The sequence below is a fragment of the Polaribacter sargassicola genome, assembly GCF_021991835.1.
GTDB lineage: Bacteria > Bacteroidota > Bacteroidia > Flavobacteriales > Flavobacteriaceae > Polaribacter > Polaribacter sargassicola.
This window is the reverse complement of the sequence record NZ_JAHDAU010000005.1, coordinates 134,232-159,256: the sequence shown is the minus strand read 5'-3', so window position 1 is coordinate 159,256 and position 25,025 is coordinate 134,232. Positions and strand designations below refer to the sequence as shown.

Sequence of the window (25,025 nt, the reverse complement as noted above, 5' to 3'; positions counted from 1 at the left end):
TTTATTTTACATATTTTGTCTTTTTTAAAGTACTTAAAATAATTAAAGACGCTAAAAAAAATAAACCTAAGCACAATACAGACCATTGCATAGAATCTGTAATTGCATATAATACACCATATACTAGAGTACCTAAAACTATTGCTATTTTTTCTGTAACATCATAAAAGCTAAAGTAAGTTGCATGATCTTCGGTTTCTGGTAATAATTTAGAATAAGTAGACCTAGTTAAAGATTGTATAGCACCTAAAACCAAACCTAAAACAGCACCTAAAGAATAAAAATAAGTAGCAACATTTGGCAACTCTTTATGTAATAAAAAAGCACCAAAACAAACCAGCATCCATATTACAATTGCAATTTTTAAAGCAAAAAAGTTTCCTTTTTTTTCTGATAATCTAGAAAACAAAAATGCTCCTAAAATAGCTACAATTTGTATTAATAAAACGGTTATAATTAAATCTATAGCTTCTAAACCTAATTCTGTAGAACCAAATATTGTTGCTAACAAAATAATAGTTTGTACCCCAACACTCAGTAAAAAAAAAGAAATTAAAAAACGTTTTAATGTTTGGTTCTCTACAACTTCTTTAAAAACTAATTTTAATTCTCTAAAACCTTTCCATATATAATCTTTATCTGGTTTTCTATTGTAAATATCATTTGGTAATTTTTTAAAAGTAAATTGTGCAAAGCCAATCCACCAGATACCAACCATAACAAAAGAAATTCTAGAAGCCATACCAGAAGAAATACCGAAAAAATCTGGCATTTGTATCATTATTAAATTAATAATTAATAAAATAACAGAACCAATATAACCATAAATAAATCCTTTTGCACTTGCTCTATCTTGTTGATCTGGATGTGCAACTTCTGGTAAATAAGCATTATAAAAAACCAAACTTGCCCAAAAACCAATACTAGCCAAAACTGTAAATACAATACCAATCCAAACAGTATCTATATCTTCAAAAAAATATAAGCTTGCTACAGATAAACCACCCAACCAACAAAAAAACTTCATAAACTTTTTCTTGTTACCGGTATAATCTGCTATACCTGATAATATTGGAGAAATAAAGGCTACTATTAAAAAAGAAAAAGACAACGCATAACTATATAAACTATCTGAATGAGACCAGTTTACACCCAAAAAAGAAACTGTTTTACCATCTGTAACTGCACTATAGTATAATGGAAAAACAGCTGTACTAATTACTAAAGAATATACCGAATTTGCCCAATCATAAAAAGCCCAAGCATTAATTAATTTCTTATCTCCTATTTTTAACATAATTACTTTTTTATAAAAAAACCGTTCAAAAAAATCATTTTTTTTGAACGGTTACAATATAGGAAATCTATTTGTTTTATTGTTTAATACTATTTAGCATTATACTGTGCTGCATATTTTCTTGCAGTAGGTAAATATGTTTTTAAATCTTCTATTCTAGATTCGTTAGAAGGGTGTGTACTTAATATTTCTGGAGTAGAACTACCACCAGAATTTTGGCTCATTCTTACCCAAACTTCCGCAGCTTCTGTTCCATCATAACCAGCCATAATCATAAAAATTAAACCCAATCTATCTGCTTCTTGTTCATGAACTCTACTATATTTTAACATTCCTAAACCAGATGTTACACCATAAGCGGTATTCCAAATAGCTTGTGTTTGAGGGTCTTTGTTAGATGTACCTAAAGCAACCAATAAAGTACCTATTTCTTGTCCGTAAGAAGATGTCATACGTTCTTGACCATGTTTTGCAAATGCATGAGCTACCTCATGCCCCATAACAGCTGCTACTCCATTTACATTATCACAAATTGGCATAATCCCTGTATAAAACACAACTTTTCCACCAGGCATGCACCAAGCGTTTACAGTTTTATCATCCACCAAATTAAACTCCCATTTATAAGCATCTGCCTCTTCTACCATATTATTTGCTCTCATAAATCGATCTACAGCTTCAGAAATATTTTTTCCAACAGATTTTATCTGATTAGTCATTTCTTTATTTGTAGATAATTTATTTTCTTCTAAAAAAGTAGAATACTGGGCAAAACTAGTTGGTAAAACCTGTGCATCACTTACTAAATTAACACGTTTTCTACCAGTAATTGGCACAGTACTACATTCTACAAATACTAAAACAGTTAAAATTAAAACAATTATTTTTTTCATATTTATCTTTATTTTATCAATTATTCAGACACTAGGTTCTTTAATTTGTCACAAATTTATTGTTTTAAAATTACAGATCTTAACTCATATAATAGTTTTTTTAGCCTAAAAATTTTAAGCTGTAAGTTAACTCCTTAAATTTCGTCTAAATTTACAAACAAAAAATAATTAAAATACATGAAGAAATTTGTATCCATCATAACCTTATTATTGATGATCAATTGCGTTGGAAATGCGCAAAACTCATCAAAAGAACAAAAGACGTATAAAGTGGAAAAAACAAATGCAGAGTGGAAAAAACTTTTGTCTCCTTTACAATACTATGTTTTAAGAGAAGCTGGTACAGAAAGAGCTTACACTAGTGAGTTTAATAGTAATCACAAAGAAGGAACTTATGTTTGCGCAGCTTGTAACACACCTTTATACAAATCTGAACACAAATATGAATCTGGTTCTGGATGGCCTTCATTTGATAGAGCTATTGAAGAAAATGTTGAGTTAGATGTAGATTATAAAATAGGATATGCAAGAACAGAATTAAAATGTAATACTTGTGGTGGTCATTTAGGGCATTCTTTTGATGATGGCCCAAGAGAAACAACAGGTAAACGCCATTGTATTAATGGTGTTGCTCTAAAATTTATTCCAACAAAAAAATAAGTACTTATTTTTTTTATCAAGCATAAACTTATAAATATTAGTACCAATAAATTACTTACCTAATTTGGTATTAGTAATATTCTTTATAATGATAGTTATTAATCATGTTTCTTTTTAAACGTATTAATAACTATCATTTTTTTTAAGAAAATGTATACAAAAAAGTATTCGTAATCAGTTTACAAATCGACTCTAATTCATATATTTGTGCTTCCTAAAAAAGAAGACAATTTATGTTTAATAATTTAAGCGAAAAATTAGATAAAGCCTTACACACCTTAAAAGGTCATGGTAAAATTACCGAGGTAAATGTTGCAGAAACTTTAAAAGAAGTAAGAAGAGCGTTATTAGATGCCGATGTTAACTTTAAAATTGCCAAAGAATTTACCAAAAGAGTACAAGTTAAAGCTATTGGGCAAGATGTATTAACTACATTAAACCCAGGACAATTAATGGTAAAGTTAGTTAAAGATGAACTAACTGATTTAATGGGTGGAGAAACTGTAGGTGTAAACTTAGGTGGATCACCAACCGTTATTTTAATGTCTGGTTTACAAGGTTCTGGTAAAACCACTTTTTCAGGAAAATTAGCCAACTTTTTAAAAACAAAAAAAGCAAAACAAGTTTTATTAGTTGGTTGTGATGTTTACAGACCTGCCGCTATTAATCAATTACAAGTTGTTGGAGAACAAATTGGTGTAGAAGTTTATGCAGAAGTTGGTAACAATAACCCTGTAGAAATTTCTGTAAACGCCATTAAACATGCAAAAGCTAATGGTAAAAATGTAGTTATTATTGATACCGCTGGTCGTTTAGCTGTTGATGAGGAAATGATGACAGAAATAGCAAACATCCATAAAGCTATTACACCACAAGAAACTTTATTTGTTGTAGATTCTATGACAGGGCAAGATGCAGTAAATACTGCAAAAGCTTTTAATGATATTTTAAATTTTGATGGAGTTGTTTTAACAAAGTTAGATGGTGATACTCGTGGTGGAGCTGCATTATCTATTAAATCTGTTGTTGATAAACCTATTAAGTTTATTGGTACTGGAGAAAAAATGGATGCTATTGATGTTTTCCATCCAGATAGAATGGCAGATCGTATTTTAGGAATGGGAGATGTTGTTTCTTTAGTAGAAAGAGCACAAGACCAATACGATGAAGAAGAAGCTAGAAAACTACAAAAGAAGATTGCTAAAAATCAATTTGGTTTTGATGACTTTTTAAGTCAGATTCAACAAATTAAAAAAATGGGTAGCATGAAAGATTTAGTTGGTATGATTCCTGGTGCTGGTAAAGCAATGAAAGATGTAGATATTGATGATGATGCTTTTAAAGGTATAGAAGCAATAATACACTCTATGACACCTTCTGAAAGAAGCACACCTTCTAGCATAAATGCAAGTAGAAAAAGAAGAATTGCAAAAGGTTCTGGTACATCTATACAAGAAGTTAATCAATTGATGAAACAATTTAATCAAATGAGTAAAATGATGAAGATGATGCAAGGCGGCGGCGGAAGAAAGATGATGCAAATGATGAAAGGAATGAGATAAAAAATATTTTTAAAAGATAAACATGCGTTTATCTTTTTTTAGTTTATATAATATACAATAACTAGAAATGATTTTATTAGACGGAAAAAAAACATCGGCAGATATTAAAGAAGAAATTGCTTTAGAAGTAAGAGATCTAAAAAACAAGGGACATAAAACACCTCATTTAGCTGCTGTAATTGTTGGTAATGATGGCGCAAGTATAACATACGTAAATGCAAAAGTAAAAGCTTGTGAACGTGTTGGTTTTGAATCTACTTTAATTAGATTATCTGAAGAAACTACAGAAGAAGAGTTATTAAATGAAATAGCTGTTTTAAATATTGATAATGATATTGATGGCTTTATCGTTCAATTACCATTACCTAAACATATTGATGAACAAAAGGTTTTAATGGCTATAGATCCTGATAAAGATGTTGATGGATTTCACCCAACAAATGTTGGTAAAATGGCTTTAAACTTACCTACATTTATTTCTGCAACTCCATTCGGAATTTTAGAACTTCTAGACAGATATAATGTAGAAACGTCTGGTAAACATGTAGTTGTTTTAGGTAGAAGCCATATTGTTGGTAGCCCAATGAGTATTTTATTATCTCAAAAAAGAAAAGTTGGTAATGCTACAGTTACAATGTGCCATAGTAGAACAAAAAACTTAAAAGAAATAACTTTACAAGCAGATATTATTATTGCTGCAATAGGAATTCCTGAGTTTTTAAAAGCTGATATGGTTAAAGATAATGTAACAGTTGTAGATGTTGGTATTACTCGTTTAGCAGATTCTAGCAAAAAAAGCGGATTTAGATTAGTTGGTGATGTTGCTTTTGATGAAGTTGCTGCAAAGTCTGACTTTATTACACCTGTTCCTGGTGGTGTTGGCCCAATGACAATTGCCATGCTATTAAAAAACACATTATTAGCTTGCCAAAGAAAAAGCTAGTTTTTACATAAAATAAAAAAAGCGATGAATTTAAATTCATCGCTTTTTTTTATTCTTAAAACTAATTTATTAAAGATCTCCTTCTGCAAATTCTTTTCTATAAATTTTTACAATCACCAAGAACAAACTAATTAACAAAGGCCCAAAAATTAAACCTATAAAACCAAATAGAGGTACACCAACAATTACACCTATTAGGGTTATTAAAGGGTGAACGTTGTCTAATTTTTTTAACACAAAAAGCCTTATAATATTATCTGTAGATCCTACTACTACTATTCCATAAATTAAAATACCCCAAGCTGCAAAATCATTTCCAGAAGCTAAAGTTAAAATAAAAACGGGTAAAATACCTACAAATGTACCTATAAAAGGAATCATAGAGCCCACAGTAACAATTGCAAACCAAAAAAATGGGTTTTCTACATTAAAAATAAGAAAACCAATAAGGGCTATAACACCTTGTGCAATTGCAACTAAAGGAATTCCTATGGTATTAGAACGAACCATTGCATGAGATTCTGAACCTATAATTTTTAAATTTCCTTCATTAATAGGAATATATTTATATAAAGATTTTCTTAAAATATTTTCATTAACTAACATAAAATAAAGGATAAAATACATCAATCCTATTGATAAAAAGATATTAAATGTACTACCAACAAAACCTTGTAAATTATCGGTTAACCAACTAGAAATTTCAGAAAAATTCATTTTATCTGTAAAATTGTAGCCTACTTTTGTTTCTAAAGAAGTCATTTGAGACTTAAAGGATTCTACTATTTCTTCAGAATTACCTACTAAATCACTAACCTTATTTGCTAGCATAAATAAAATACCTGATACAGGTAAAAGTATACCAATAAATGAAACTATAATTATTAAAGTTGCTGCTATACTTGGCGCCCAATTTTTTTCTAAAAGATAAACCATCCATTTTCTTAATAAAACATAAATGGTTATAGCTCCTAAAATTCCGGATAAATAAGGAACTAGCTCTCTAAAAATTAAAATTGAAATAAATAAAATAAGCAATAAAACAAAAACTTGTCTTATTATTCTAGGTGAAATTGTGTCTTTCATGTTTAGTTGTTTATCGTAATTTAGAAATAATAAGGAGTTTATTTTATAACTATCAATTTATAAATTAACCCATATGTAATTTTATTATACTTGTTCCCTATTTACCAATTCTATAGAAAAAGCTGGTAAACAAATGGCTAAATATTCGCATTCTTCATCAAAAGGATTTGAATATTGAACTCTGGTATTTTTTTCTATTTTAATAGACTGTCCTGCTTCTAAAATAATAGTTTCATTTTCTATTATAAATTGTTTTTTCCCTTTTATAATATATGTGTATTCTTCGAATTCTGGTGTTTGAAACGGCTCGCTCCATCCTGCAGGTGCAACCATGTGAGCAATACTAACTTTAGAGTTATTATTGGTTGCATTACCAAAATGCTCTTCTATTAATTTACCATCTGTTGTTGGTACTACAAATGGAGATTTTTGAATGGTATATTTTTTTTTCATGTTGATTGGTTTGCGTAAGCGATTGAAGTGGCATCCTTTTTATGTAAAAAACACTTATTGAATAAATATAATACAAAATTATTATTTACTTAATAAGTGTTTTAAAAATGCTAAAAATTAATTTAACATAAAAAGATATAGCGGAAAGCGCGGTTTATGGCTTTCTTAAAAAAGGCATAAATACGCCCTAATTAAACCAAATTATAAAAGACTTCATTTTTGCTAAATCTGGTATTTGTTCTAAAGTAACTTTTTGAGTACTAAACTCTTTTAAACCTAGTTCTTCTTTATCAATTGCTATTGTTGCATTTAAATCATCTATAAACAAGGTAGCAGAAGAAAATGTAGATTCTACTCTGTTTATATTGTTAGAAGAATTGATTTCTGAAAAACTTGAGTTTAAATTAATGCCTGTTTCTGTTTTAAAACGCGCATCATTAATTTCTACACTTTTAATAGTAGATGTAGAATCTAATTGTTCTTTTGGCATAATAGTTAATAGTAACTTACCTCCTTTTTCATAAACAAAATACTCATCGTCTTCTTGAAAATAATTATCTCCTTGTGCTCCTTCGCTTAAATTTCTAACAATAGAATCTTTTTTAAAAATAGAGCTTAAATCTTTAATTTTTGTTTGTGATGTTAACTCTCCTATTTTTCCTTTTTCTATTTTAAATTTATTATTACTAGTACAACTAACCATTAATAATGAAAATGCAATTGCTGTTATTGATAAGATATTTTTATGAATCATTTTGTTATTTTTATACGTAGTTAAACGTATTTATTTTTAATTTGTTATTTAATCACTTTTTTTAATATACCAAATGCTGCTCTTATAAACGTAGCACTTGTTAATACTTTTACTATTGGATTTTGGGCTGTACTTCTTCTTCTAGAAGCCGTTTTTGCAGCTCTTTCTTCTCTTTGTCTTTCTTTTTCTTTCTGCTTCGCTAATTTTTCTTGTTCTTTTTTAAAGGCTTCTTCTTTTATTGCTTTTTCTTCTGCAATGTTTATCTTTTCTATTTTAGAGTTTAATAATTCGTAAGCACTTTCTCTATCTAAATTTTCGTTGTATTTGTAAAAAAGACGCGAATTATTTATTACACTTTTTAGCTCTTTTTCTGTAAGTACATCCATTCTACTCATTGGTGCGCGTAACATTGTTCTTGCCAATGGAGTTGGAATTCCTTTTTCGTTTAAGACAGATACAAAAGCTTCTCCGATACCTAATTGCGTTAAAATTTCTTTAGTATCGTAATAATCTGAATCTGGATAATTTTCTGCTGCTAATTTAATAGCTTTTCTATCTTTTGCTGTAAAAGCTCTTAATGCATGTTGTACTTTTAAACCTAATTGTGCTAAAATATCTTCTGGCACATCTTTAGGGTTTTGTGTTACAAAATACAACCCAATCCCTTTAGAACGAATTAGTTTTACAATACTTTCTATTTGGTTTAATAATGCTTTAGAAGCTTCATCAAAAACCAAATGTGCTTCGTCTATAAAGATGATTAATTCTGGTTTGTCTGCATCTCCTTGTTCTGGAAAAGTTTCATAAACTTCTGCCAATAATTGCAACATAAATGTAGAAAACAATTTTGGCTTGTCTTGTATATCTGTTAAACGTAATACAGAAATTATTCCTTTTCCGTCTTCATCTGTTCTGGTTAAATCTTCTACATCAAAAGATTTTTCTCCAAAAAATAAATCACCTCCTTGTTGTTCTATTTCTATAATTTTACGCAAAATTGCACCTGTAGATGCTGTAGAAATTCGTCCGTATTCTCCTTGAATTTCTTCTTTACCTTCTTGGGTTACAAATTGCAATAATTTTTTAAAATCTTTTATATCTAAAAGTGGTAATTTATTGTCATCGCAATATTTAAAAATAATAGAAACAATACCACTTTGCGTTTCTGTTAAATCTAAAATTCTTGATAATAAAACAGGCCCAAACTCAGATACAGTTGCTCTTAACCTTGTACCTTCTTGTTCTGATATTGTTAAAACTTCTATAGGAAATTTTTTAGCTGTAAAAGGAAAGCCAATTTTTGCATGACGTTCATCTATTTTTGCATGACCATCACTTGCTTTTGCCAAACCAGAAAGGTCTCCTTTTATATCCATTAACAAAACCGGAACTCCTTTTTCTGATAAGTTTTCTGCTAAAATTTGAAGTGTTTTTGTTTTACCTGTTCCGGTTGCACCAGCAATTAAACCGTGTCTGTTTAATGTTTTTAAAGGCACTTTTACAATTGCATTTGTAATTGTTTCTTCACCCAACATTGCAGCACCTAACTCTATAAAATCGCCTTTGGTTTTGTAACCGTTATTTATGTACTCAAAAAATTCTTCCTTCTGACTCATCTTCTTAAATTTCGATAAAAATAATCAAAGTTTAATAGTTTAAAAATTATTTATCCTTTAAAAAACAATTCTTACTCTTTTGTAAAATATTGCGGTATTAATCCTTTTAATTTTTCTAAAGTTTCATCAACAGTTAAATCACTCATTCCTCCTGCAGCATTTGCATGTCCGCCACCATTAAAATGTTCTTTTGCTAAAACATTTACAGGGTTTTCTTCTCCTTTAGATCGGAAAGAGATTTTCATAATTCCGTCTCTTTCTGTAAATACAATAGCAGCTTTCATCCCTTTTATAGATAGTACTAAATTTGCTAAATTATCTGTATCTCCTTTTACATAATTATATTCTGCTAATTCTTCTTTAGACAAAGAAATAATTGCAACATTATAATCGTATAAAATTTCTAATTTTTTACTCATTGCATATCCTTGCAAACGCAAACGAGTTTCTGTATTATTATCGCTTAATTTTTCGTGAATTAAATGATGCTCTACACCTGCTGCTAAAATTTTAGCTAAAACTTCGTGCGTTCTTGGCTTTACAGAATTAAATCTAAAACTACCTGTATCTGTTAAAATTCCTAAATATAAAGGTGTTCCTATTTTTGAATCTAACAAATCTAAATGGCCAGATTCTTCTATTAAATCTACAATTAATTGTGATGTTGATGATGCAGTAGTTTCGGAAACTGTAATGGTTGGAAAATCTTCTGGATTTAAATGATGGTCTATCATTATTTTTTTACAAGTTGCGTTTTCTAACAATTCTTGCATTTCTGGTCCTACTCTATTTGTTGCATTGTAATCTAAACAGAAAATTAAATCTGCATTTTGCATTTTTTCTGTTACTTGTTCAGGATTTTCATCCATTAATAAAATTGAAGAAGTATCTAACCAATATAAAAAACTTGGTGCTTTATCTGGATGACAAACAATAGCTTTTTTACCTAATTTTTCTATAAAATATTGCAATCCTAAAGAAGAGCCTATCGAATCTCCGTCTGCAGATTTGTGTGCTGTAATAACAATATTTGAAGCATCTTTAATTTCTGCTTCTATTTCTTTGTAAATATTCATGAATTCTATTTTTACAACTACCTCTTAATAGTAATTATTTCTTTTTAAGAACGTGTAAAGTTAGGTTATTATTAAAGAGAGTGAAAATGAATCAAAAATTATTACTAAAAAAATCTAGTTATTTTTTTTAAATAGTCTACCAATCTTTCTAAAAATATTTTGTTTTTTAACAATAACAACTTCACCTAAAATTACATCATCTTCTTCCATGACTATATTTAAGAATTTTGTTTTGTTAGATATTTTTACTTCTTGACTTTTAAAACCAAGATAAGATATTACAAGAATTACATTTTTTTCTATTTCTTTACTATCAATATTAATTGAAAATTTTCCATCAAAATCAGTTTGTACTCCATAAAATTGTTTCTTTAAGTAGACATTTACTCCAGGTAAACCAAAATTATCATCAGAAATAAAACCTTTAATTTGTATGGAATCTGAAACTTTTTCAATAAATATATCTTTTTCTTGACTCTGATTAAATTGAGCTACTTTATTTATTTTAACTATTTTTTTTTGACTAAATAAAGGATTTGTTAATGATAAAAAAGTTGATATTCCTAAAAGAAATTTAAAATTTGAATATTTATTATTTTCAATAGAAGAAATTTCGGTATTTAATTGTTCTGCTTTAAATTTTCCACATATTTCTTGATTATTATCTAAAATTTTTGCCAAATAAAAATTTGATTTTTTAGTAAAATCTAAGACTTCTTTTTGACAAATAGAACAGAACGCACCTCTTTCAGTTGGAGTCATCTTATTCCAATTTTGATTACAAGGTTTAGGAATCTGTACTTTATATCTCATTTTTAAATAAAAATTATACTTGCTAAGTTAAGAAGAAATTAAACAATATTATTCTGGTAATCATTTCCTTAAAAAGAGGCAATAAAAAAACCTTTAAAAACCTTTTTCCACTTTTCTTTCTCTAAATTTGATAATTGATTATCATCTAAAATAATACTTTTTAAAGAGTATTTATTTGTAAAAAAAGCATCAGGAATATTACTAATCTTACAATTATTAATATGTAGAAGTGTTAAAACCGGCATATTAATCAATTCTTTTGGTAACTCAGTAAATTTATTGTAACCTAAGTGAAAAACCCTAACTTTTTTAAGCGTTTCTATATTTTTAGGCAATGAAGATAAATTATTATGTTCTAAATATAAGTTGTTTAACGAGATTAACAATCCTATTTCATCTGGTAAATTATTAATATTATTTCCTGTTAACCATAAAGAACGTAGTTTTGGTAATCTAGCTAAATTTCTAAAAGTTTTTGAATTTGTTATTTTATTGTAAGATAAATTAATACTCGAAATACTACTTAGTTTAGCAATATTAATAGTAAGTTTTTCTAAACTATTATTTTGTAAATTCAGGAAACTTATTGGTAAATTAGAAATTAATTCTAAAACCTCATCTAAATTAATATTTTTATTTTCATTTAAAGAAAGATGCTTTAAATTATTAAATCTTAAAATTGATTTTGGTAAATTTCTTAAATTTAAACTATCTAAAATAAGTACTTCTAACTTTTCTGGATTCTTAATTGCTTTAAAAGTTTCATCTAAATTTAAAAAAGTATTACCAGAAAGATTTAACATTCTTAATTCTATAAGTTTATCTAAATTTTCTGGTACAATTTTTAAAAATTGATTACTTAAATCTAAACGATATAATGTTGTGTAATTTTCTGGTTTTAAATCAGTAAATGTAGTTCCAAAAGAACGTTTATAAGCGTTGCAACTTTGCAATAAAACTACTAATAAAATGTATGTTAAAATTTTATTCATTTGTTTTATTAGTATTAAAAAAACTGTTATTAATTTCTAAAAATAATTTGTCTTTTTTACTTACTTCCCAAGGAAAACGAGGATTTAAACCAAAACTATCATGTAAAGTATTCTGAACAAATGCACCTAATTTTTGAGAATTCATTCCAGCTTTTAAAGATCCATAAAAATAATTATTTTTATAAGCACCAAAAGCATATATATTAGCATAAAACAAGTTATTGTAAGGCCTTTTTGTATACCAAACATTTTTACTACTATCATCTGAATTTATAGGATTGTTTGGTGTTTTACTGTAATCTGGACTTGGCGTAAATAAAGAAAGTGCCATACCAAAATGAATTATCTCTTGAGGTTTTACAATAGAACTATAACTGAGTTCTAGAATACCTGTTCTACCAAAATCTGTTCCGTTTCCATAAAAAAAATTTCCTACTCTAAGATCGTTTTTAAACTGAACGTTAATGGAATTGTTTTCTTTACTGAAACGCATTAAAAATTTTCCTAATCGTTGATTAAAAAAACTTAAATCTCTGGGTAAAAACTCTTTTTCGAAGCCAAAACCTATTCCATAAAAATATTGCCTATTTTCTATTGAAGCTAATAAAGGTCCATCTTCAAAAAAAGAAGAGCCTAAAAAATTATTATTATTCCCAACCCCTAATAGAGTAAAAAAATCGAAGCCAAAATTAAACCCTGCAGTTTTAACAGTGTGTTTTTTTAATAAATAACCACTGTACAATGCAAGCCCTGTTTCTATAGAAAAATCATTAAACTGCCCTGTTCCTAAACCATAAGCACCTATTTTTATGCCTTGGTTTTGATTGCCTAATTGTATTTGTGCTTTTAATAAAAAACTCAAATTCACTTTAACAGATTGTGTATAAAAAATACTTGTATTTAATATAAAAAATAAAAAAACACCTAGTTTTATAATTGTAGTATTTAAGCTGTAAAAATTATAATTATTAAAAATAATAACTGATTTAATTAATATATAAATTTAAGGCTTTCTTTTTTAACATCAACCAAAACAGCTATCACTTTAAAGTTAAGGGATTTTTATTTATTCTAATCCTTTTTTACTTGGATTCCAAAATGGTTTTGTTTTAATCTGTTTGACATCCCATTTTAATTCTTTTCTAAAATATTGATTTAAAGCGATACAAACTCTACTATCTCCTGCTATATAAACCATTTTTTTACCTTTTAGTTTAGATGCTAATTCTTTAACAACTTTTAGAATATCATCCATAGAATTTTGTTTTATTATTTCTTATTACTCTTATTTAGATGATCAATAATTCCACTTCTAAAAACAGTTTTTAACGTTCTTTCTGGTTTATTTTCATAACCAATTATTATAGAACTATGCACAATCATTTTATCAAAATCAAAAACAATGGTTAAATAATCTTTTATTCCGGTTTCATGCCAATTAATTAAATACAAATTTTCTCCAATTTTACGAGAACGATAAGAAATATCCGAATTACCATTTCCTTTAGCAGGTCCAGCAATCCATTCATATTCTGCTTTTCCTTCATTAAATTCCATATGAATTGCAGTACCATTTTGATACTGAAAATTCAATAAATATCCATCTAAAAAAGCTCTAGTTCGCCAAATTGAAATTTGGTTTCTTCTTTTTTATTGGTTTGGGCAGTAACAAGTCTTGCACTAAAAAGTGCAAGACAAATACATATTAATCATTTCGTTTTCATATTTTAATTTTTAAAATTGATTAAAAATTGAATTTACCATTCGTGTTTTTATGCGCTTCTTTTGGTAAAATAGTTTCTATAGTGTCCCAATGTTCAGCAATTTTACCATTTTCAATTCTAAATAAATCATAAAAAGAAGTAGGTTTTCCAGCAAATTTCCCTTCGGTTACAGAAAGCACAAAATTACCTTCACCTAAAACCATATGATTCTTTTCAAAAACCATTGTAATGCCTTTTTTAGCCATTTCTTCAACTGCTTTTCCAAAACCAGAAAGCCCGTCTCCAATCATAGAATTATGTTGAATGTAATGATCTCCATCAAAATAATTTGACATTTTATCATATTCTCCATTAATCAAAATAGTATTTACAAAATCTTTTATTAAAGCTTTATTTGCTTCGGTTTTATCTAAATCTGTAAGATCAATAGTACCATCTGTCTGTGAATGATTACTTGGGTTTACAGCAGTTTTGTCAGAAAAATTATCCCAATGTTCTACAATTTGTCCTCCTTCAAATTTAAAAATATCGAAGCCTACTTTTGGTCCAAAAAAGTCGTAAATAGTATGTGTAAATGTGTAGTTTCCATCTTGAAAAGTACGAACTACATTTGCTTTAAATCCGCCTTCTGGCGCATGATGTAAAACTTCTCCAAATCCCTCTAAACCATCTGCAACCATTAAATTGTGTTGTTTATAATTGGTAGGGTTTATGTAAGCAATTGTAGATTTATCTCCAGTTTCTAAACTTGTAATTAATGCTGCTGCTTTTTCTTTGTTTAATAATGCTGTTTTAGTTTCCATTTTTTCTATTTTTTTTGTTGATACTTCTTTTATTGTGTTACAAGATGCTATTGTAAAAGCAATTGCAACCGTTATTATTATTTGCTTCATTTCTTTGTTTTTGTCTGATACAAAGGTGCAGCAAGTATTAATTTTACAAAAGATGAAAAAAGGAATAAAAATGGTTAAAATCGAACCTTTAAATACTAGAAACGGACTTTATAAACGAATTTGGGGTTAATCCTGTATTTTTCTTAAAATACTTTGTAAAGTTTGTAGGATCATCAAACCCTAAACTATAAGCTAATTCCGTGCTTTTTATAGAAGAGTTTATCAAACTTCTTTTTGCTTGTAGAATAATATAATCATCAATAACATTCTTTGCAGTTTTGTTTACCAAATCTTTACAAATGGAATTTAAATGTTTGTATGTAATCGCTAATTCATTTGCATAAAAACTAGCATTTCTACTTTTGGACAAATTATGTTCTATTAGTGATGTAAATTTTTTAAATACACTAATTTTAGAAGAATCTTTAATGTAAATAGTCTGATTTTGTTTGATGTTTTCTGCTTTTGAGATAAGAATTGTAAACAATGAATTGATAATGTTTTTTTGATTAAACATCGCTGTATTATAATACTCTTTCTGTAACAACTTAAAATAATCATTAAAATCTGACTCTTTTGGAATTTGTAATATTGGAGAAAATAATTGCGGATTAAATAATCTAAAAACAAAATCTTTTGATAAGTTAGCAAAACAATCTACAAAATACGCTTCTGTAAAAATGATGCAAAAACCTTTTAGGTTGTTAGAAAAATCGAAAGCAGTAACCTGTTCTTTTGTTAAATAAATCAAACTATTTTGTTGTACAGGAAACCAGTTAAAATCTATAAAATGCCTTCCACTACCTTCTATAAAAAATATTAAATTATAAAATTTAAGTTGATGAGGCAATTCTGGATGATGATCGTGTTCTTCTTTGTGTTGAGCAATTCTTGATATAGGAACAATTTCGAAACCAAAATCTTCTGTTTTCTCTGAGTTAAATTCTATATACGGAATTCCTTTCATATCAATATTTCTCTTAATTTATTAGAAAGAATAATACTAATCAATCCAGTTCTTAAAATCTTTTACACGCTCTCTACTTACAATAATTTCTGAGTCATTATAAGAATTTAAAATCAATTTTAAGCGAGAATTAGAATAGGCAATTATGTCCTTTATAGAATTAATATGGATAATGAAGGTACGATTTACTCTAAAAAAATGTTCTGGATTTAACTGTTCTTGCCAAGTTTCTAAAGAATTATCTAGCAAAAAACTTCTATTTTCTTTAGTGTGAATGTATGTTGATTTGTTTTCGCTATAAAAACACTCTACATCATCTATTGGTATTATTTTTATATGTTGACCAACTTTTATAGACAATCTTTTTTTAAACTTTCTATCTACCGGATTAATTAATAGTTTTCTGATATCATTAATATTTACCTGAACGTCTGTTTGCTTTGGTTGGTTTTCTTTAAACTTATCAACTGCAACTTTTAATTCATCATCATCTAAAGGTTTTAATAAATAGTCTATACTATTTAATTTAAATGCTTTTAATGCATATTCATCATAAGCTGTTGTAAAAATAATGGCAGATTTTACTTCAATTTCTTCAAAAATTTCAAAAGATAATCCATCAGAAAGTTGAATATCTAAAAATATTAAATCTGGATGTTTATTGTTTTGTAACCAATTTAAAGACTCTTCTACAGAATGCAACATTTGCTTTACTTCTATATTAATAGCAGCTAACATTCTATTTAGTCTTCTTGCAGCTGGTTTTTCGTCTTCAATAATTAATACATTCATTTTTTTAAATTTTTACAGCTTTTATTAATTCTTTTCGTTCATAAATTCTTTAATCTTTTTCTCTTCCCAGTTTTTAGTAAAACTACCAGCAAAACCAAAAGTTCTTAAGGCATCAAAAATTAGAAAAATTCCCCAAACCAACCAAAAAGGAATGTGTATAAATCCATCTGCATTATATTGGTTACTAAATACAAGATTTCCAAAAATTTTAAAAGAAAACGTCCAAACAAAGGTTAAAAATAAATTTACTATTATGTATGTAATTACATGTTTGTAAAACTGTTTAATTTCTGCAACTCTTTTTTTTGCTTTTATTAATCTCTTTTCGTCTAAATTTTCCATCTTGTTAAAATTTACGGTTTCTTGTTTCGTCTTTCTCCATCATTTCTTTAATTTTTCTCTCTTCCCACTCTGTACCAAAACCTAAAGATTTAAAACCAAAAACCCCTAACCAATGAAAAATCATTCCTATTCCCCAAAAAAGCCACGTAGAATACACTCCAAAGTTAGTTAAAGCATCTTTAAAATTATAACCACTTTGCATTAAACCAAAAACAATAATACCACTAATAAAAATGTTAACTAAAACATATACAATTAAATGAATGTAAAAACCTTTTATCTTTTTTACTCTTTTTTTTGCTTTAATATAACTCTGTTCTTGTCTAAAATCTCTTTCCATTACTTTTTATTTTTCGTTCATAAATTCTTTAATCTTTTTCTCTTCCCAATTTTCACCCAAACCGATTAAACTCATTCCGAATACCGAAAACCAATGAAAGAAAAGTCCAATACCCCAACCACATAGAGAAAACCAAAACCAATGAAAACCTGGATCGAATTTTAAATTTATAAAAATTAAAGTTGGTATAATTATACAGTAAACTGTTAAGTGAGAATAGAAACCTTTTATTTTTTTTACTCTTTTTTTAATTATAAGAAGTTTTTGCTCTTGTGTGTAATTTGATTCCATTTTATCTTGTGTAATTTTATTCATTCATATATTTTTCAATATTTCTTTTTTCCCAATCTTTATTAAAAATGATATTTAATCCAAAAACATTTAAAGCCTGAAAAACAACTCCGATTCCCCAAAAAAACCAAATTTTATAATTTCCTAAATTAAAAAATGCTTCTTTAAAAGTGTCTCCATCGTTTATATCACCAACAATAAAAATTGCACTCAAAAATGTGTTTACTACAATATAAACTGCCAAATGTTTATAAAACTTACTTATTTTTTCTACCTTTTTTTTAGCTAAAATATATCTTTGTTCTTCTGTAAAATTTGCTTCCATTATTTATAATTTTTACGTTGGTTTTCTTTATCCATTAATTCTTTAATTTTTTTGTCTTCCCAGTTTTTACCTAATAAAACACTGTAATTGTTTACTTCTAAAAAGTGAAAAGTTAAGCCCATTCCCCATCCGAATAAAGGAAACCAAAACCAGTGAAATCCTGGAGAAAATCTTAAATTAATAAATATTAAAAAAGGAATTACAATACAGTAAGAAGTTAAATTTTGATAAAATTCTTTTAACTTTTCTACTTTTTCTACTGCTTTTACGTATTTGCTATTTTCTAAATCGTTTGTATTCATAATGTCGTTTATTTTATATAAGAGAGGTAAACTCACCTTAAAAGTTTTGTTATTATTTTCTATTTTCACTCCTTTTTGAGTGATTAATCCATATCTGTCTGCAATATTTTGTAAACCAACTTTTGTGCTTTTACCTATTGCTTCTTTAGGATTGATGTTATTTTCTATAATTAAGTAATCATTTTCTTCATAAATAGAGATTTCTAAAGGTTTAGAAGAAGAAACCACATTGTGCTTTACTGCGTTTTCTAACAATAACTGTAAAGACAGCGGCACAATTTTTAAATCTATATTACTTACCTTATCCGGAATGTTAAATTTTACAGCATCTTCAAAACGCATTTCTAACAATTGCATATATGTTTTTGCAAAGGTTAACTCTTCTGTAAGCGTTGTTAAATCTTTATTTCTTTGTTCTAAAACATACCTATATACTTTAGACAATTTGGTAGTAAATTTTTCTGCTTGCGCAGGATTTTCGCCAATTAAACTAGTTAATACATTTAAACTGTTAAATAAAAAATGAGGATCTATCTGACTTTTTAAAGATTCAAATTTTGCAGTTTCTGTTTTTGCTACAATTTGCTGTTCTGTAGTTTCTTTTGTCATTGCAATTTTCCAGTTTTCCATAAAACCTTTTGCATGAAAAAAAACTGCTACACCTAAAGAAAAAACAATTGCAAATAAATGTATCAAAATTAAAGTACCGCTAAAAAAATTTTCGCTCTTGTACCCAAAGAATAATATATATTGTACGTAGTGTATTATTAAAACCGCAATTACTGTATAAACAACTGTAGATATAATTCCTGCCCAAACTCTTTGATTGGTTTCTTCTACCCAATCCCATTTAGAGTTTAAAAACTCATTTACAATTCCGTTTCCTAAACCTAAAGTAAAGGAATACATTGCAGAAATTAAAAAAGTTAAACCTATTCCCTTTAAACTAAACTGCTGATTAATAATTATGAAAATAATTCCTATAACGATTGCTAGTTTTAAAGAAATTATAGAATCACTTTTTATTTTTTTAAAAACACTTGAGTTTAATCTTATCATTTTTTTTAATTTATACAGTACTAAACTTACTTAAAATTTAATTATTAAAGATACATCTTTATCAGAAACTGTAAATTTAGCATCTTCATAATTTGGTGGTCCAAAATTCATTACATTATTAGAAGCTCCGTAATCTTCCATTGGCATTCCGTAAGAATTAAAATCCATCTTTTCATTATTATTTTTATCATGATAACAGATAATTGCATATTCTCCTACTTCTACATTTTTAAAAGTTACTACACTTTTTCCTTCTTTAATTTTTGATGCAGAAGCTTGTAACGGTATTATTCTAAAATTAGCTTTATCATACAATGCAAAGCCTACTTTTCCTTCATCAGAAACAGCATTAACAACTGTTGCTGTAATTGTTTTTTTCTGAGCCGTAACATTATTAGTAATAAATAACATTGCTCCCATAATAACTGCTAGTAAAAATTTCATAATATTTTGTTTTAGTGATTAATTACAATACAAATATGCAACGGAACGTTAGTTTTAGAAATTAAAGAATACCGAATTGTATTTTTTTAAAGATGAACTGTAATTATCCATACCAAAATGGTATTTATACACTAATTATCACAAAAAAACCTTTTTAAATTTTATCAAAAAATTGGATATTAACCATTTATGTTGATTTATTTTTAACGCAAAATCCAATTTTGCTTAAATTTGATAAAACTCACAAAAAAGAGATATATTTTTAACAATAAGTTTTAAAAAATATATACTTTAGCAGCATGATTACTGCAACAAGAAATAAATTATGTACTACAATAGCTCCCGGTATGCGCTTACGCAACCGACGTTGTTAATATTATATATTAGCAACAAATTACCCTATTACAGTATTTAACCATTTATTTTTTATCGTGAATCTTTCTACAAAAACTTACTTACAACCCTATGTTATTTTAAATAATAACAATATAAATGTACGACGTTATACAACATGTCGCCCTTTGGGGTATGTTCTAAATTCAAAGAATTAGGTGAGTCCAATTCTACAGTATAAAAAAACAAACAACAACTTTATAAAAAATAAACACACACAATGCAATGGAAATTGTAATTGCTAACAAATCACATACAGTTTATGCAGATATTATTTGCAAAACTATAGAAGATGCTGCACAAGTAAGAGGTACTGGTATAGCTAAACGTAAACCAGAATATATTGCCACTAAAATAGAAAATGGTAACGCAGTAATTGCTTTAGATAATGGCAAGTTTGCAGGGTTTTGTTATATAGAACAATGGGGACATGGAAAATTTGTTGCCAATTCTGGGTTAATTGTGCACCCAGATTATAGAAACATTGGGCTTGCTAAACAAATTAAAGAAGTTATCTTTAAGCATTCTAGAACCAAGTTTCCAGATGCTAAAGTATTCAGTATTACTACTGGTTTAGCTGTAATGAAATTAAATAGTGATTTAGGTTACAAACCTGTTACTTTTTCTGAATTAACAGACGATCAATCTTTCTGGGATGGTTGCCAAACTTGTAGAAATTATGATGTTTTAACAAGAACAGACAGAAAAATGTGTTTGTGTACAGGTATGTTGTTCGATCCAAAAAACAATAATAAAGAAGCTTCTGTAGAAGTTAAAGAAAGCGTATTTAAAAAATTAAAAGATATTAAACAGAACTTGTTTCTAAAAAAAGAAAATAAAAAATGAAAAAATTAGTAATTGCATATAGCGGAGGATTAGACACATCTTATTGTGCTGTAAGTTTATCTAAAGAATATGATGTACATGCTGTAAGTGTAAATACAGGTGGTTTTACAAAAGAAGAAATTAGCCATATAGAAAGTAACGCCTACAAAATGGGAGTTACAACTTATAAAAATATTGATGCAGTTGCTACTTTCTATAATAAAGTAGTTAAGTATTTAATATTTGGTAATGTATTAAAAAATGCCACTTATCCTCTATCTGTAAGTGCAGAAAGAATTATACAAGCTATTGAAATTATTGAATATGCCAAAAGTATAGATGCAGAATATATTGCACACGGAAGTACTGGTGCAGGAAATGACCAAGTAAGATTTGATATGATTTTTCAAACATTGGCGCCAAATATTAAAATTATTACCCCAATTAGAGATCAAAAATTAGCCAGACAAGAAGAAATTGATTACTTAAAGTCTGAAGGAATTGACATGAATTGGGAAAAATCTAAATACTCTGTAAACAAAGGTCTTTGGGGAACAAGTGTTGGTGGTGTAGAAACTTTAAAATCAGAAAAACCATTACCTAGCGAAGCGTATCCTTCTCAATTAGAAAAAGAAGGAGAAGAAAAAGTTACGTTAACTTTTAAAAATGGTGAATTTGTTGCTTTAAACGGACAAGAAAATGCACCTGAAATAAATATTGAAAACTTAAACAATATTGCTTCTAAATTTGCAATTGGTAGAGATATTCATGTTGGAGATACTATTGTTGGTACAAAAGGAAGAGTTGGTTTTGAAGCTGCAGCTGCTTTAATTACTGTAAAAGCACATCATTTATTAGAAAAACACACTTTAACAAAATGGCAATTACAACACAAAGAATATTTATCTAGTTTTTACGGAATGCATTTACACGAAGGTCAATATTTAGATCCTGTAATGAGAGATACAGAAGCTTTTTTACAAAGTTCTCAAAAAATGGTTTCTGGTGATGTGGTGGTTTCTTTAAAACCATATCATTTTACTTTAGATGGTATTGTATCTAAACACGATTTAATGTCGAGCGCATTTAGTACGTATGGTGAAGAAAATAAAGCTTGGACAGCAGATGATGCTAAAGGTTTTATTAAAATTATAGGTAACCAGAACAAAATATATCAACAAGTAAACAAATAATTATGTTAGAAGTAGGAATTATTGGTGGTGCAGGTTACACAGCAGGAGAATTAATAAGATTATTGTTAAATCATCCAGAAACAAATATCAATTTTGTGTACAGTACTTCTAACGCTGGTAATAAATTATATAAAGTTCATCAAGATTTAGTAGGTTCTACAAAAATAGATTTTACAAGTAAAATTAATGCTGATGTAGATGTTTTATTTTTATGTTTAGGTCATGGAAATTCTACTGCTTTTTTACAAAACAATAGTTTTTCTAATCACACAAAAATTATTGATTTAAGTAATGATTTTAGATTAATTGCTGATAAAAATTTTGAAGGTAAAGAATTTGTTTATGGTTTGCCAGAATTACAAAAAGAGGCTATAAAATCTGCTAAATACATTGCAAACCCTGGTTGTTTTGCAACTGCTTTACAATTGGCAATTTTACCGTTAGCCGCAAACGGATTGTTAAAAAACGATGTTCATATAAACGCAGTAACTGGTGCTACAGGAGCAGGAACTTCGCTTTCTGCAACTACGCATTTTACATGGAGAGACAATAATTTTTCTCACTACAAAGCTTTTAATCATCAACATTTAGGAGAAATTAATCAAACAGTAAATCAATTACAAAGTGATTTTAATGCAGAAATTAACTTTATGCCAAACAGAGGTGATTTTTCTAGAGGAATTTTTGCAACAACGTACACAAAGTTTGATGGTTCTTTAGAAGAGGCAAAATCAATTTATAAAGAATATTATAAAGATGCTGCTTTTACATTTGTTTCTGATGAAAGTATTTTTATGAAACAAGTAGTAAATACTAATAAATGTTTGGTTCAGTTAGAAAAACATGGCAATAAATTATTAATAACAAGTACTATTGATAATTTATTAAAAGGTGCTTCTGGTGCAGCGATTCAGAATATGAATTTAATGTATGGTTTTGAAGAAACATTAGGTTTAAATTTAAAAGCGAATTATTTCTAGAAAATAGTTTTTAGTTTTTGGTTGTTAGTTTATAACACACTCATCCAAAAACAAAAAACTATCAACAAAAAGCAACAATTATGAAAGCAGCAATTATAGGTGCAGGAAGTTTAGGACAATCTATAGCAAAAGGATTATTGACTAACAAAACAGTTACATCTCTTTATATGACAAAGCGTAACACCAATTCTCTAAATAAATTTAATATTTATGATGAGGTGGTTTTAACGTCTGATAATGAAGAAGCTGTTAAAAATGCCAATGTTTTAATTTTTGCGGTTCAACCCAGACATTTTGAAGCTATTTTAAAAAATATAAAGCCATTATTAACAGAAAATCATATTATAATTTCTGTAATTACTGGTTTTTCTATTGCTAAAATAGAAGCTGTTGTTGGCAAAGAGCAATATATTATACGTTCTATGCCAAACACTGCGGCTTCTGTTGGTCAATCTATGACGTGCCTTTCACCAAATACAAAAGGAAAAGAAAAAGTAGAAATTGCCAAAACTATCTTTAATAGTTTGGGTATTTCTATGGAAATACCAGAAGAGCAATTACAAGCTGCAACTGTTATTTGTGCAAGCGGAATTGCTTTTTGGATGCGTTTAATACGCGCAACAACACAAGGTGCAATTCAGTTAGGTTTTGAAGCCGATGAAGCACATGAATTGGCAATGCAAACTTGTTTTGGTGCCGCTACATTATTAAAAGAATCTGGCAACCACCCAGAAGCAGAAATAGACAGAGTTACTACTCCTGGAGGTTGCACTATAGAAGGTTTAAACGAAATGGAACACCAAGGTTTAAGTTCTTCTTTAATAAAAGGAATCAACAAATCATTTGATAAAATTAACCAAATAAAAAACTAAGAAAATGCCACTATTTAACGTTTATCCTTTGTACGATGTTACACCTGTTAAAGCAAAAGGAATTTATGTATATGATGATAATAAAACGGAATATTTAGATTTATACGGAGGTCATGGAGTTATTTCTATTGGTCATGGTCATCCTAAATATGTAGAGGCAGTTTCTAAACAAGTTTCTCGATTAGGTTTTTATTCAAATGCAATTCAAAATCCATTACAAAAAAAATTAGCCTCAAAATTAGAAGAGGTTTCTGGTTGCAAAGATTATCAATTATTTTTATGTAATTCGGGTGCAGAAGCCAATGAAAATGCCTTAAAATTAGCTTCCTTTAAAACAGAAAAACCTAGAGTAATTGCTTTTTCAAATAGTTTTCATGGTAGAACTTCTGCTGCTGTTGCTGCTACAGATAATAAAAATATTATTGCTCCAATAAATGCCCAACAAAAAGTTACTTTTTTAGATTTAAATGATATCGATGCTGTAAAAACAGAACTAGAAAAAGGTGATGTTTGTGCAGTTATTGTAGAATTTATACAAGGTGTTGGTGGTTTAGACCAAGCAGATGCAACGTTTTACGAACAAGTAGATGCGCTTTGTAAAGCTAATAACACTATGTTTATTGCTGATGAAATTCAGTGTGGTTACGGGCGTTCTGGTAAGTTTTTTGCTTATCAATATTACAATGTTACGCCAGATATTATTTCTATAGCTAAAGGTATGGGAAATGGTTTTCCTATGGGAGGTATTTTGATTCATCCAAGCATTGAAGCTAAATTTGGAATGTTAGGTACTACTTTTGGAGGAAATCATTTAGCATGTGCTGCAGGTTTATCTGTTTTAGAGGTTATTGTAGAGCAAAATTTATTAGAAAATGCAAATGAAATTTCATGTTATTTTTTAAAAATAGCCAAAACAATTCCGCAAATCAAAAAAATAAAAGGTAAAGGACTAATGTTAGGTTTAGAATTTGATTTTGAAGTTGGCGATTTACGTAAAAAATTAATTTACGATTACCACATTTTTACTGGTGGCGCAATGAATAAGAAGTTATTAAGAATTTTACCTCCATTAACTGTTAGAAAAGATCATATCAATCATTTTTTTGAAGCTTTAGTTGATGCTTTAGAAGCATAAAAA

General features: G+C 27.9%; 29 protein-coding genes. 8 read left to right on the top strand and 21 right to left on the bottom strand.

Going from position 1 to position 25,025, the window contains the following annotated elements:
• Position 1 precedes the first annotated feature (1 nt).
• On the bottom strand, positions 2–1,297 hold the full coding sequence (locus tag KI686_RS09885; RefSeq protein WP_237589124.1) for an MFS transporter: 1,296 nt from the start codon (positions 1,295–1,297) through the stop codon (positions 2–4).
• 89 nt (positions 1,298–1,386) lie between these two features.
• Positions 1,387–2,190 (bottom strand): M48 family metallopeptidase, encoded by an 804-nt coding sequence (locus tag KI686_RS09880; RefSeq protein ID WP_237589123.1) that lies wholly within the window; start codon positions 2,188–2,190, stop codon positions 1,387–1,389.
• A gap of 177 nt (positions 2,191–2,367) precedes the next feature.
• Between KI686_RS09880 and msrB the strand changes: the two genes are divergently transcribed.
• From msrB to folD, 3 genes are all read left to right on the top strand, one after another.
• On the top strand, positions 2,368–2,850 hold the full coding sequence (gene msrB, locus KI686_RS09875; protein ID WP_237589122.1) for a peptide-methionine (R)-S-oxide reductase MsrB: 483 nt from the start codon (positions 2,368–2,370) through the stop codon (positions 2,848–2,850).
• Between the two features lie 233 nt (positions 2,851–3,083).
• The gene (gene ffh / locus KI686_RS09870; RefSeq protein WP_237589121.1) at positions 3,084–4,412 is read left to right on the top strand and encodes a signal recognition particle protein; all 1,329 of its coding nucleotides are present in this window, start codon (positions 3,084–3,086) and stop codon (positions 4,410–4,412) included.
• 67 nt (positions 4,413–4,479) lie between these two features.
• A complete protein-coding gene (gene folD / locus KI686_RS09865) occupies positions 4,480–5,355 on the top strand; it encodes a bifunctional methylenetetrahydrofolate dehydrogenase/methenyltetrahydrofolate cyclohydrolase FolD (protein ID WP_237589120.1) in 876 nt (291 codons plus the stop codon).
• A 69-nt stretch (positions 5,356–5,424) separates the two neighbouring features.
• Here folD and KI686_RS09860 read toward each other — a convergent pair whose 3' ends face one another.
• The 19 genes from KI686_RS09860 to KI686_RS09770 form a co-directional block, all read right to left on the bottom strand.
• Positions 5,425–6,441, bottom strand: a complete 1,017-nt coding sequence (locus KI686_RS09860) for an AI-2E family transporter (protein WP_237589119.1) — start codon at positions 6,439–6,441, stop codon at positions 5,425–5,427.
• Positions 6,442–6,525: 84 nt separating this feature from the next.
• Positions 6,526–6,894 (bottom strand): cupin domain-containing protein, encoded by a 369-nt coding sequence (locus tag KI686_RS09855; RefSeq protein WP_237589118.1) that lies wholly within the window; start codon positions 6,892–6,894, stop codon positions 6,526–6,528.
• A 187-nt stretch (positions 6,895–7,081) separates the two neighbouring features.
• Positions 7,082–7,648, bottom strand: a complete 567-nt coding sequence (locus KI686_RS09850; RefSeq protein ID WP_237589117.1) for a hypothetical protein — start codon at positions 7,646–7,648, stop codon at positions 7,082–7,084.
• Positions 7,649–7,692: 44 nt separating this feature from the next.
• Positions 7,693–9,264 carry a helicase HerA-like domain-containing protein gene (locus KI686_RS09845; protein WP_237589116.1) on the bottom strand — a complete coding sequence of 524 codons (1,572 nt, stop codon included), beginning with the start codon at positions 9,262–9,264 and terminating at the stop codon, positions 7,693–7,695.
• Positions 9,265–9,335: 71 nt separating this feature from the next.
• Positions 9,336–10,340, bottom strand: coding sequence for a DHH family phosphoesterase (locus KI686_RS09840; RefSeq protein WP_237589115.1), 1,005 nt, complete (start codon positions 10,338–10,340; stop codon positions 9,336–9,338).
• Between the two features lie 114 nt (positions 10,341–10,454).
• Entirely contained in the window at positions 10,455–11,153 is a 699-nt protein-coding gene (locus tag KI686_RS09835) for a carboxypeptidase-like regulatory domain-containing protein (RefSeq protein WP_237589114.1), read from the bottom strand.
• 68 nt (positions 11,154–11,221) lie between these two features.
• Positions 11,222–12,145, bottom strand: coding sequence for a leucine-rich repeat domain-containing protein (locus KI686_RS09830; protein ID WP_237589113.1), 924 nt, complete (start codon positions 12,143–12,145; stop codon positions 11,222–11,224).
• On the bottom strand, positions 12,138–13,013 hold the full coding sequence (locus KI686_RS09825; RefSeq protein ID WP_237589112.1) for a polymorphic toxin type 23 domain-containing protein: 876 nt from the start codon (positions 13,011–13,013) through the stop codon (positions 12,138–12,140). The genes KI686_RS09830 and KI686_RS09825 overlap by 8 nt, the downstream gene beginning before the upstream one ends.
• 198 nt (positions 13,014–13,211) lie before the next feature.
• Complete coding sequence (locus KI686_RS09820) at positions 13,212–13,400, bottom strand: SIP domain-containing protein (protein WP_237589111.1); 189 nt, start codon at positions 13,398–13,400, stop codon at positions 13,212–13,214.
• A 14-nt stretch (positions 13,401–13,414) separates the two neighbouring features.
• Positions 13,415–13,738 (bottom strand): MoaF-related domain-containing protein, encoded by a 324-nt coding sequence (locus KI686_RS09815; protein ID WP_237589110.1) that lies wholly within the window; start codon positions 13,736–13,738, stop codon positions 13,415–13,417.
• 151 nt (positions 13,739–13,889) lie between these two features.
• A complete protein-coding gene (locus KI686_RS09810; RefSeq protein WP_237589109.1) occupies positions 13,890–14,762 on the bottom strand; it encodes a nuclear transport factor 2 family protein in 873 nt (290 codons plus the stop codon).
• A gap of 88 nt (positions 14,763–14,850) precedes the next feature.
• Positions 14,851–15,729, bottom strand: coding sequence for an AraC family transcriptional regulator (locus KI686_RS09805; protein WP_237589108.1), 879 nt, complete (start codon positions 15,727–15,729; stop codon positions 14,851–14,853).
• 36 nt (positions 15,730–15,765) lie between these two features.
• Positions 15,766–16,521, bottom strand: coding sequence for a LytR/AlgR family response regulator transcription factor (locus KI686_RS09800; RefSeq protein WP_237589107.1), 756 nt, complete (start codon positions 16,519–16,521; stop codon positions 15,766–15,768).
• Positions 16,522–16,545: 24 nt separating this feature from the next.
• Positions 16,546–16,863, bottom strand: coding sequence for a 2TM domain-containing protein (locus KI686_RS09795; RefSeq protein WP_237589106.1), 318 nt, complete (start codon positions 16,861–16,863; stop codon positions 16,546–16,548).
• 4 nt (positions 16,864–16,867) lie between these two features.
• A complete protein-coding gene (locus tag KI686_RS09790; RefSeq protein ID WP_237589105.1) occupies positions 16,868–17,203 on the bottom strand; it encodes a 2TM domain-containing protein in 336 nt (111 codons plus the stop codon).
• Positions 17,204–17,209: 6 nt separating this feature from the next.
• A complete protein-coding gene (locus KI686_RS09785; protein ID WP_237589104.1) occupies positions 17,210–17,518 on the bottom strand; it encodes a 2TM domain-containing protein in 309 nt (102 codons plus the stop codon).
• The gene (locus tag KI686_RS09780) at positions 17,511–17,819 is read right to left on the bottom strand and encodes a 2TM domain-containing protein (protein WP_237589103.1); all 309 of its coding nucleotides are present in this window, start codon (positions 17,817–17,819) and stop codon (positions 17,511–17,513) included. The genes KI686_RS09785 and KI686_RS09780 overlap by 8 nt, the downstream gene beginning before the upstream one ends.
• Positions 17,819–19,180: a 2TM domain-containing protein gene (locus KI686_RS09775; RefSeq protein ID WP_237589102.1), complete on the bottom strand. Its 1,362-nt coding sequence runs from the start codon at positions 19,178–19,180 to the stop codon at positions 17,819–17,821. The genes KI686_RS09780 and KI686_RS09775 overlap by 1 nt, the downstream gene beginning before the upstream one ends.
• Positions 19,181–19,210: 30 nt before the next feature.
• On the bottom strand, positions 19,211–19,624 hold the full coding sequence (locus KI686_RS09770; protein ID WP_237589101.1) for a DUF2141 domain-containing protein: 414 nt from the start codon (positions 19,622–19,624) through the stop codon (positions 19,211–19,213).
• Between the two features lie 618 nt (positions 19,625–20,242).
• Between KI686_RS09770 and KI686_RS09765 the strand changes: the two genes are divergently transcribed.
• From KI686_RS09765 to KI686_RS09745, 5 genes are all read left to right on the top strand, one after another.
• Positions 20,243–20,863: a GNAT family N-acetyltransferase gene (locus tag KI686_RS09765; protein WP_237589100.1), complete on the top strand. Its 621-nt coding sequence runs from the start codon at positions 20,243–20,245 to the stop codon at positions 20,861–20,863.
• Positions 20,860–22,035 (top strand): argininosuccinate synthase, encoded by a 1,176-nt coding sequence (locus KI686_RS09760; protein WP_237589099.1) that lies wholly within the window; start codon positions 20,860–20,862, stop codon positions 22,033–22,035. Before KI686_RS09765 ends, KI686_RS09760 begins: the two co-directional genes overlap by 4 nt.
• A gap of 2 nt (positions 22,036–22,037) precedes the next feature.
• Positions 22,038–23,015, top strand: a complete 978-nt coding sequence (argC, locus tag KI686_RS09755) for an N-acetyl-gamma-glutamyl-phosphate reductase (protein ID WP_237589098.1) — start codon at positions 22,038–22,040, stop codon at positions 23,013–23,015.
• A gap of 80 nt (positions 23,016–23,095) precedes the next feature.
• Positions 23,096–23,887, top strand: coding sequence for a pyrroline-5-carboxylate reductase (gene proC / locus KI686_RS09750; RefSeq protein ID WP_237589097.1), 792 nt, complete (start codon positions 23,096–23,098; stop codon positions 23,885–23,887).
• Between the two features lie 4 nt (positions 23,888–23,891).
• A complete protein-coding gene (locus KI686_RS09745; protein ID WP_237589096.1) occupies positions 23,892–25,022 on the top strand; it encodes an aspartate aminotransferase family protein in 1,131 nt (376 codons plus the stop codon).
• The last annotated feature ends 3 nt before the right edge of the window (positions 25,023–25,025 follow it).